The sequence below is a fragment of the Shewanella surugensis genome, from assembly GCF_023284005.1.
In the GTDB taxonomy this organism is placed as follows: Bacteria; Pseudomonadota; Gammaproteobacteria; order Enterobacterales; family Shewanellaceae; genus Shewanella; species Shewanella surugensis.
Window position 1 is genome coordinate 1 of the sequence record NZ_JAKIKS010000149.1, and the last position, 11,089, is coordinate 11,089.

The following is an 11,089-nucleotide window of genomic DNA, read 5'->3' on the forward strand; positions in this document are numbered from 1 at the left end:
CGAAGAAAAAGCATCGATAAACTGGATGTTTAATGTTGATAAGGCGCGCGAGAAATTCACACGCGCCTATGAACAGCTCAATCAATCATAATTAATGAGCCAAGGTACTAGTATCAGGCTTACATGCAATTTGCATAAGCAAGCCGATACTGTCTGGGTCATTATTCTTAGCCAATGTGGTTAACACATCAAAGAGCTCACCAACACTTTGTTTTTCTTCAGATAAATTTTCAAACTAATTATTCAATAGCACATCAAACTGAGTCTCTAACCCTTTATTGCCATCACCTGAAGCACTTAATACAGTATAAATATTGCCCGTTCCCATCGCATTTATCGTCATATGATAACCTAACATTAAAAAAACTTAATCAATCAAGCTGGTAATACGCAATATCATCAATAAATCTGTCAAATAACGACTAACTGTAAGCTAAAGTGGTCAAATCTGATGGTTAATTACTCATCCTATTTAGCATCACCTATGATTCTAAAACCAGTATAGAAAAAACCTTAGCAGATTATAACTATCCCGAGTTCGCCCTCGAGCATAATATGACCTTCGCTCGTCAAAAGGCAGTTTTTTTTTGAAAAACGATTAGCCCAATGCGTTCATACAAAAAAATGATCTCGATATAATAACCCTGTTAACGCACAGACAGGAAAGCCTAAAAATAGATTATTTACATTAATATGTTAGTTCAAAGACGCTAACTCATTAGAAAAGGAAATTTTAATATGTGGTTGCAGCCCCCTTAAGCGTGAAGGGAAATGGAAAGATTTACAACGTTCTATGCTCTATCATTAATTCGTCGCCAAGTAGCCCCCCCCACTAACCATAATAAGCTCTTGGTTTTTAAGCTATCGTAATATTCTTATACTCACTTTTTGTGAGAGATAAGATGGTCCTTAACACTTTTGAACAGCATTTTGGCCAATTAGATGATCAACGACAGTCAGCCAAAATCACTTACCCCATTTTTTATATATGATTCATAACCTTATGTGCAGTTATAGCGGGTGCTAAAGGTTGGGAAGATATTAAAGAATACGCAGAAGGTCACTTAGACTGGTTTCAAAAGCATGGCTTTTTACCTTCAGGCACCCCTGTTGATGATACGATTGCACGTGTTATTGCAAGAATAAAACCTGAGCAATTCAATCAATGTTTCGTAAAATGGATGCAATCGATTAATCAGCTCTAAAAAGGTGACATTATCGCGATAGACGCTAAGACACTTAGAGGCTAATATGACAGAGAAGATCGCCGCTCTACATTGCATATGGTTATTGGTCAAGTCAACACAGATGCTAAATCCAATGAGACCACTGCAATACCTGAACTATTGAAGCTGTTAGATATTAAAGGGGCATTAGTTTCTATCGATGCAATGAGCTGCCAAAAAGACATGGCTAATACCATCATTAAGCAAAAAGCAGATTATCTTTTAGCACTCAAGGGAAATCAAAAGTCACTGTATAACGCAGTCGAAGATATGTTTAAAGATTTTCGCAGTTCAGAGTCAACCCACTTGAATATAGAAAAAATCGTAGTCGTTATGAAGCAAGAAGTTATCAAATACTGGACGGTAAGAAGCTTACTAAACAATTTCCAGAGTGGGCTAAGCTAAGCACCGTGGGGATTAGCATGAGGTATCGGCAAGAGAAAGGGAAAGCGCCAAGCTTAGAATATCGTTATTACATGAGTTCAGCGACATTAACCGATTAAAAATTTGCTGAAACCGTTAGGGAGCACTGGGCTATAGAAAATAGTCTTCATTGGCTTCTTGATGTAACAATGAATGAAGATGACTGCCAAATTTACAAAGATAACGGTGCAGAAAACTGGGGGGGGGGTATTACGTCAAACCGCTTTGAATATGTTAAGAAAAGAAAAAACGAAAGTGAGTATTCCAACAAAGAGAAAGCGAGCATGGATGAAACCAGCCTTTCTTGAGAAGGTATTAACGTCTGGATCTACTGATGTGGATAAAAGTTAATCACTCATGCCGTTACCCTGTTCCCTCATTTAACTAAACCTTAAGGCACAAGGGTAGCCGACACACTTGTAAACTTCAAACTATTCCCGTAAAAAATAGTTTGAAATCACCTTTGAATTCAATATATTATAATGATGACAACGTTCTATCGGTACTACTTTTAAATCTGAGGATAAACAGGACCTAATAGCTTCAATTTGACAGTCTAAGTCAAATTGATTTCTATTTACTTTCAGCTCTAAATCAAATTTAGCTTGGAACAATATGACTTTCGTGCTTTCTAAGCAAATATTAGCAAAAGAAAACATGATCTCTCTTTCAATAGAGATGATCGCAATCGCTTTTTCAATATAATCTACACCGTATCCATCATTAACGAGTCGCTGTCTAATCTGCAAGGTATGTAGCCTCTCCCACTCATGCACATCTTTCTCAGAATAATTATCTGCTGAAGACATAAGGTGTGTATCAACTAAATATAATGTTACCTGCTGCCAGCCTCTATCTTCTAATAAATGCGAAATTTCTAATGCAATCAGCCCCCCCATAGACCAACCGAATAAAACAACAGGCTCATTTTTACTTAATTGAGTGACTATTTCTGTAACGTATCGTTGCGCCAGTTCTTTGACATCACTAATTTTATCTTCATAGATTAAATTATAATTATTAACACCAAAACACTGCCATTGTGGCTTTAATTGTTCCGCTAATCCTTGATAGACTTCGCTTCCTGCAATCGATGGGTGAATCATAAATAATTTTTTATTACTGGCCGATCTGGGCGTTAAGGGTAAAAATAGCAGCGATTCTTTATCCAATAGTGCCTCAGAGAGTAAATAAATACTGGGTCGACTAAAGAGTAATGCTACTGGCACTTCTCTATGGATTTCTTTTTTAATAATAGCAATCAATCGTATAGCAATAATTGAGTTGCCACCAAGATGGAAGAAATTATCATGAGTCCCAATTTTTTTTAACCCTAGTACTTGCTGCCAAATGTCACACAACTGCTTTTCAATTTCATTGCATGGCATCACATAGTTATCACGATCAATCAACTCGGACTCTGGTAATGCCTTGCGGTCAAGTTTGCCATTAAGGGTCAATGGCACATTTTCAATAAAAGTGAAACTGCTGGGCTGCATATAATCAGGCAATGTGATAACTAACTGCTGACGAAGCTCTTCAATAAAAATCTTTGTATCGATATTAATCGTTTCTGCCACTATATAAGCCGCAAGGTACTGATGATAGTCACTCTTATGCTCACTGTGACTATCATTAACATGCTGACAGTTAATCACCACCGCCTGCTTAACTCCCGCTATTTTACTCAGGGCCATTTCGATTTCACCCAACTCAATTCGGTGACCGCGGATTTTTACTTGACTGTCATTACGCCCCAAAAACTCTAAATTACCATCAGGAAAGTAACGCACCATATCCCCAGTTTTATACAAACGGATATAGCCTTTTTCAATATCATCTGCGGTGGCAAACGGATTATTAATAAAACGCTCAGCGGTCAGGTCAGGCCGATTTAAATAACCGCGGGCTAAACCTGCGCCGCCAATGTAAAGCTCGCCGGGAGTGCCAATGGGCGTTGGGGATAACTGATCGCTAAGTACATAGAGCTTAATATTACCCATGGCCTTCCCTATAGGAGGAATACCATTTCCTTGAGCGAAAGAGCAATCAAAATAAGTTACATCAATAGCCGCTTCCGTTGGTCCGTATAAATTGGATAATTGCACGTTACCAATATTGATTTTGGAAAAAATGTCCATATGTGCTGCGGTTAAAGCTTCACCACTGCAAAAAACATGTTTGATTGAGGGTGGAAGGGTTTTCCCCTCTGAATACAGAACCTGACTAAACACATTAAGCATGGACGGCACAAAATGCAAACTTGTTACCTTGGCTTTTATAATAAGTTCATTTAATACCAAAGGCTGAGTGTGAAGTTCAGGTGCTGCGACAACCACACAAGCACCAACTTGATTAGCCCAGAGTAACTCCCACACCGAAACATCAAAGATGTAAGGTGTTTTTTGCAAAACCATATCCGAAGCCATTAATGGATATTGAGACTGCATCCAGTGAAGTCGATTGATCACAGCTTTATGTTCAATCATCACCCCTTTAGGTTGACCCGTGGTGCCAGAGGTGTAAATCACATAGGCTAAATCAGCAGCTTGATTTATCACGCTTGGGTTGGTGCAGGGCAGAGGTGTCCACTCATCATCGTCACTTGAAATACTACCACTTAAGATACTGTCGCTTGAAACAATAGTGCAGCGCTGATAACTGTTATCCTCAAAATTTCTGCTACCCTCAAGCTGACCATCAACACCCGCTTCATCTAACCATGCATTCAGCTTCGCTTGATAATGCCCTTGAGTAATAACAAAACTGGCTTGAGTATCATTCAGCATAAACAAGGTACGATCTGCCGGATACTCAGGTGAGATAGGCACGTAAGCACCACCAGCTTTGAGCACCGCCAAAATGGAGATAATCAGCTCTAAGGAGCGCTCAAGATACAAGGCTATTAGGGTGTCTGGTCGTAGAGGTTGTTGATGTTTTTCTTGGTATTGTGCCCGTATATGATGAGCTAACAGATTGGCTCGCTCATTCAATTCTTGGTAAGTCAGCTGTTCACCTTCAAATTGATTATTACTACTATCGTTAAAAACGAGGGCAATATTGCTCGGTGTTTTTTCAACTTGTTCTTCAAACAATTGCTGCAAGGTTTTATCTTGGGCCTCCTTATGGTCAAGAGCGGGCACCTCTGTTTGATTCCATTCGTGCAGCAAAGTGTAGCGCTCTTCATCTGACAGCAAATCAACTTGACCCAACAAGATTTGCGGTTCCTCAAGCATAATAGTTAAGGCTTTTTGGTACATCTGAGCAAAACGCGCAATCGTATCTTTTGTAAATAAACTTAAGGCGTAATTCCATTGCAGTATGAGCTCATCACCCCCATCATCCACAAACAGACTTAAATCATACTTGGCCGGACTGAATACACTGGGAGTATTATCAAACGTCACAGGTGTAAATAATGTTGATGACTGCAATACCACATCTCGGCCAAACTTCTGCACACTGAACATCACCTGAAACAGCGGGTGACGCGACATATCTCGCTCAAGACCCAGCTCACTGACTAACGTCTCAAACGGCAACTCTTGGTGCATCTTCGCTCCTTGTACGCAAACATGCACCTGCTTAATGAACTGCTTGACACTTAATGCGGGGGCAACCTCAACTCTTAGCGCTAACACATTGACAAAAAAACCAATTAAGGATTGCGTTTGCGCATGCTGGCGGTTACCCGAGGGGGTGCCTATGACAATATCTTGCTGATTACTCAGCTTACTCAACAGCAAATAAAAACCACTGAGCATCACAGTATACAGGGTAGTATTCTGGGTGTGAGCCAAGGTTCGTAATCTTGCAGAGACAGTGGTGTCTAAACTCACTGAATAATCTGCGCCTTGATAATCAATTTTTACAGGGCGGACATGGTCAGTGGTCAAGTTTAACGTCTCTGCATTGGATAACTGCTCACACCAATAGTTTAACTGTATATCAAGTACCTCACCTTGCAAGTAATCACGCTGCCAATACGCGAAATCAGCATAACTAATCGACAATTCTGGCAGGTTGGGCGCTCGTCCCACCATTAATGACTGATAACATTCAATCAATTCATTAAAGAATACCTCCATCGACCAACCATCAAACGCAATATGGTGCAACATCAATAATAAGTAACGCTCACTCCCACCCAGCTGCTTATTGTCACTCAACTCTGACACTGGCGCTAACTCGTACAAACACAAGCGTATTGGTGCTTGCTCGGTTAACTTAAACGGCGTCGCTATCTCAGCTTTAACGGCTGGCTCCAACGCTGCACTATTGAACAGGCTATTTAATTGATAGCTCAACGGCCTATTTAACAGATGGGTACGGGTATCACTCGCAACATGATTCGTCTCTTGACCCGCTGCTTGACTCACTTCTTGATAGGCACTATTGAGCACCGGATGACGCGCGGCTATCATATTGATACTTTGCAATAGCAGCTCTGTATCGGTAGCTGACTGCAAACGGGTCAAATAAGGTATATGGTATATATCACTGCCGCCCTCAAATTGCTCAATAAACCATAACCGCTCTTGAGCAAAAGACAATATGTGGCTGTTATCATTTGTCTCATCATTGACTCCAGTACGGGGAATGGTTAACGCTTCTGTGCCTAACTCAAGCGCAAGCTCTGCAATCGTAGGGTGAGCAAACAGCTGAGCCAAGGGAATGTCGATATTTGCCCGTTGCCGACCCTTGGCATTTAAACGAATCGCCGCAATGGAATCCCCGCCAATATAGAAAAAATTATCATGAATGCCAATCCGTTCAAGACCCAGCACGGCGTGCCAAATCTCACACAACTGCTTTTCCATCTCCGTACATGGCGCCACATAAACATCACTATCCACAAACTCAGGCTCTGGCAACGCCTGACGGTCAAGCTTACCATTAAGGGTCAGTGGCACACGCTCAATCAAGGTAAAACTGGCGGGCTGCATATAGCCAGGCAATACAATGACTAACTTCTGACGAACCTTTTTAATAAAAACCTTTGTATCGATATTGACCGTTTCTACCACCACATAAGCTGCGAGGTAGTGACGGTTTTCACTCATGTACTCACTGTGACTATCATTAACATGCTGACGGTCTATCACCACTGCCTGCTTAACACCGTCAATGCGACTTAACGCTGTCTCAATTTCACCCAGCTCAATTCGATGACCGTGGATTTTAACTTGACTGTCATTACGCCCTAAATAAACTAAATCACCATCAGGCAAGTAACGTACGATATCGCCCGTTTTATACAAACGGGTATAGCCTTTTTCAATATCCGCTGCTGTGGCAAATGGATTATCAATAAAACGTTCAGCGGTGAGTTTGGGACGATTCAAATAGCCTCGCGATAAACCAGCACCGCCAATAAAGAGTTCCCCAGGCGTGCCGATCCCCACAGGCGATCCCATGGGAGATAGCACATACAAGCGGCCATTATCGACGGAGCGACCAATTTCATTTAAGTTCCTCTCTATCACGCGTTTACCTGAGGCGTATATAGACGTTTCCGTAGGACCATAAAAATTATATAACGCATAATGTTTGGCCCAATATAAACAGGCGGAAGGCTCACAAGGTTCACCAGCAAAAATGAGTGCCTGTATTGAAGGTAATTCACGCTGAGGCATCATCGCCAACACGGCAGGCGGAACAAATACAAAGTTTAATTGATGCTGTTCGATATAATCCACCAAAAAATCAGGGTTATTTCTGACGTTTGAGCTAAAGAGATGCAGTTCACCACCAAAGCATAAGCTATTAAACATTTCCGAAATAGACACATCAAAGGTATAGTGACTAAAACAGGATATTTTACGATACTTTTCAGTGATATTATAAACAGAATTCATTGATAGTAATGTGTTTAATACCGACCCATGCTCAATAATGACCCCTTTAGGTTTTCCTGTGGTGCCCGAAGTATAAATCACATAGGCTAAATCAGTGGGGTGATTAATTAAACTTGGATTCGTACATGGCTGAATTGCCCACTTATCACCACTCAGACTAATACCACTAGAAATACTGTCACTTAATATAATAGTGCAGCGCTGATGATGGCTGTTATTCTCAAGATCGCTGCTATCTTGAGGATAACAACCAATACCCGCTTCATCTAACCATGTATTCAACTGAGCTTGATAATGCCCTTGAGTAATCACAAAGCTGGCTTGAGTATCATTCAGCATAAACAAGGTACGCTCTTGCGGGTATTCAGGCGAAATAGGCACATAGGCTCCGCCCGCTTTGAGCACCGCAAGAATGGAGATAATCATCTCTAAGGAGCGGTCAAGATACAAGGCTATCAGGGTATCAGGTCGTAGAGGTTGTTGATGTTTCTCTTGATATTGTGCCCGTATATGATGAGCTAACAGATTGGCTCGCTCATTCAATTCTTGGTAAGTCAGCTGTTCATCTTCAAATTGATTATTACTACTATCGTTAAAAACGAGGGCAATATTGCTCGGTGTTTTTTCAACTTGTTCTTCAAACAATTGCTGCAAGGTTTTATCTTGTGCCTCCTTATTTTCAAGAGCGGGCGCATCAGTTTGACTCCACTCCAGCAGTAACATGTGCTGCTCTTCTTCAAATAACATGTCTACATAACTAAGGGGATCCTCTGGTCGCTGCGTACATTGCTCCATCAACAGCATGAATCGCTTGCATAATTGTGCTATATCAATTTCGTTAAAGTAAGCGTCTTGATAAGTCATTCGCAATCTGAGAGTATCCACATCCTGAAAATCAATCAATCTGATATTTAACGGTCCTGAGCCAGACGCACTTATCAAATAATCGACTTTTATTCCAAGCGCACTTTGAGGATGAAATTGATAGTTTATTTGAATATCCGTTCTGAAATTGGGCGTTATTCGACTCAAATGACCATAGGGAAACTGTGAATGACGCATCCCTTGTCGTAATTGATTATTACACTGTTTGAGTAGATCAATGAAATGGCGTTTTTCATCCACTGCTGTTGCGATCACGATTAGATTCGAATGCATACCCACAGTCTGCATCCCAACTTTCCCCCTACGTCCATGTACGGCACTACTGACTACCAGTTCATCGGAATTTAACACCCGAGTGAAATAGAGGGTGACGATACTCAGCAAGAGGCCCATTAAACTGGTTTGATGTGTTTGACAGAATTCACGCAGCTCTGCGGTCAGTTGTTGACTCAGCTCAACTTCAAAAAGATGAGCTTGATTCTGCTGCAAGTAGAGCCGAGGTAGCCGACTCATTTCATGTTGCTGTAGAAACTGCTGCCAATAATCTTGATCACGATTATAACGGTTTGAAAGCAGGTAATTGGCGGCTTTTTCCGCAACTAAACGATAGTCAGGAAGCGCTTTCATTTGACTAGGAGCTGCTGCAGTCAGTGTTTGATAAGCACTTAACATCTGTTCACAAATAAGACACACGCACATCGCATCGATAAAAAGATGGTGAAAGCAGAAAAAAAGATAATACCGCCCAGACTCTATTTTCAGTAGCGCCAGCTGGTACCGCTCGCCCCGCTCCACGTCAAATACGTGCTCGCATTGCGCTCGCATCCATGCTTGGGCAGCTTGGTCCGTAACCTGTCCGGAAAAATCCAGCGCCGTAATTTCCGTAATAATTTGCTCAGGAGGCAGCACTCGCTGCTTCGGTAACCCGTCGGCTTGAGCTTGAATATCCAAACGCAAGGCATCACAATCCGTAACGACTTTTTTCCAGGCTTGCTTGAGTCGAGAAAGGTCAACAGCTTCATCAAGCACTTGATACCAAGTAATATTGTATTGAGGATTGTAGGAGTAAACCCTCTGATCGTACCAAACATTATCTTGGGCGGGGTGCAGGGAAAATAAATCTGTGTTAAAAAAATTAGGGATACTCATTGAGCAACTCACTTATTAGGTTAACATGGTTACAATGCTACAGGTTATAAAGCGTCTCTCTGAAAGCATTCAATTGAGAGTCGTCACCTCTGCTCTGAACATTGGCTCTCCGGAATAGAGCGAAACGTGGCTTGCCCTTACTGGATCTCCAATGTTTAACTGTCGATGGAGAATTAAACCGTAACATATGAATTTGAAAATAAAAGAATTAAACCACTTATGGAGTCATCATGTAACACGGTGCCTTTAGGAGCGGGCATAAGGGAAGATTGCGGTTTTACTTTTTCCGATAACATGCAGCTCTGTCTGAATGTCTTGAGCCGAACCGTCGAAGTACACTTTAAAACTCAGGCTGTTTTTATATGTATATGGCTTCCGTAGCAACATGACGAGTGCCTTTATGTAGTGCACTATATACACTATATAAAACCATGTTGTGATTGTAAAGTCTCCCCCGAAAAAAGTACATCTTCAATAACCTTTATTGCCCCTTATTTCAGGATAGATCGCATTGTGAAGCCGCCGGAAATATCCATTCATACCAATTAGCGGTGAAAATGATATTAGGGAACAGATAAAATAACAAAAAATCAGCGAGGTGAATCAAAAAACCAAGACAGCCTCAGCTTACTGGGTACTTACAACTTAGGTGCCTGATCAAAACGTAAACCTTGACTGTCTTTTGCTGACAAAATCGGTGCTTTTGTTAGCCAATCGTTATAGCCAGCCATTATTAATCAATAACATACTGAGAATTCTAAAAGATATCAACACTCAGTATCTATCAAATCTAGATCAGAACCATTTTCAACACATTACCTGCTAATAATCTTGAAAAAAGAGTGATATAAGTGGAATTGGTGAGTTTTAGGCTGTTGAATAACAACTCAGTTGATTAACTGAGGGGAATATTCTTGATAAGTAAAAATAAATTTTTCCTAATAAACGTTCTTCTTGGGTGTGGCCGAGGTCAGTATTAACGAGTTACCTCCTACTTCAACTAGTCCATCAAGCTTAGTCAGAGGATTTAAAATATACCATTAATGATGGATGTCTATATTTCACCCTGTGCGGAGCCGCATGCAGGCTGGTGGGTGGTAGCTAGATACCTCCGGCTACCCGATTATGTGTTTTTTTGCTGTAACTCCCTACGAATCTCTTCTCTAAGTTCCGGAGGCATCGGGTTATACCAGCTTACTTTCTTTAACTCTGGGTCATAAACAACACCAATAGAACGCCTAGGTAAAAGGCTTTCTAACTCCACACCGATAGCCTCTAGACTTGTAAGGCCAAGTTCTAATTCTCTTAGAAAGTCAAAAAAGCAAGCTACAGCGTCAACATAATCTGAATCAGTAAACGCAACTGGAAACATAAATTTTAACGTTCGGTTGTCAAATATTTGGGCAGAAAACGATAACTCATGAGAAAATTTACGATCTAGGGGGCGTTGACAATTGGCCATGATTAGCTGATTAAGATACAATTTTTCTCTTTGAAATTCATATGTCTCGTAAAATGATTAGCGATAAGCAGTGGCGACGAATTCAT

2 protein-coding genes and 1 pseudogene are annotated in these 11,089 nt (G+C 41.0%); 1 reads left to right on the top strand and 2 read right to left on the bottom strand.

Going from position 1 to position 11,089, the window contains the following annotated elements; genetic code table 11:
* The first annotated feature begins 902 nt into the window (after positions 1-902).
* Positions 903-2,000 (top strand): annotated as a pseudogene (locus L2764_RS23500) (ISAs1 family transposase).
* A gap of 80 nt (positions 2,001-2,080) precedes the next feature.
* Here L2764_RS23500 and L2764_RS23505 read toward each other — a convergent pair.
* Together L2764_RS23505 and L2764_RS23510 are read right to left on the bottom strand one after the other, a co-directional pair.
* Complete coding sequence (locus L2764_RS23505; RefSeq protein WP_248942766.1) at positions 2,081-9,541, bottom strand: non-ribosomal peptide synthetase; 7,461 nt, start codon at positions 9,539-9,541, stop codon at positions 2,081-2,083.
* Between the two features lie 1,123 nt (positions 9,542-10,664).
* Positions 10,665-11,024 carry a hypothetical protein gene (locus L2764_RS23510; protein WP_248942767.1) on the bottom strand — a complete coding sequence of 120 codons (360 nt, stop codon included), beginning with the start codon at positions 11,022-11,024 and terminating at the stop codon, positions 10,665-10,667.
* Positions 11,025-11,089: the final 65 nt, after the last annotated feature.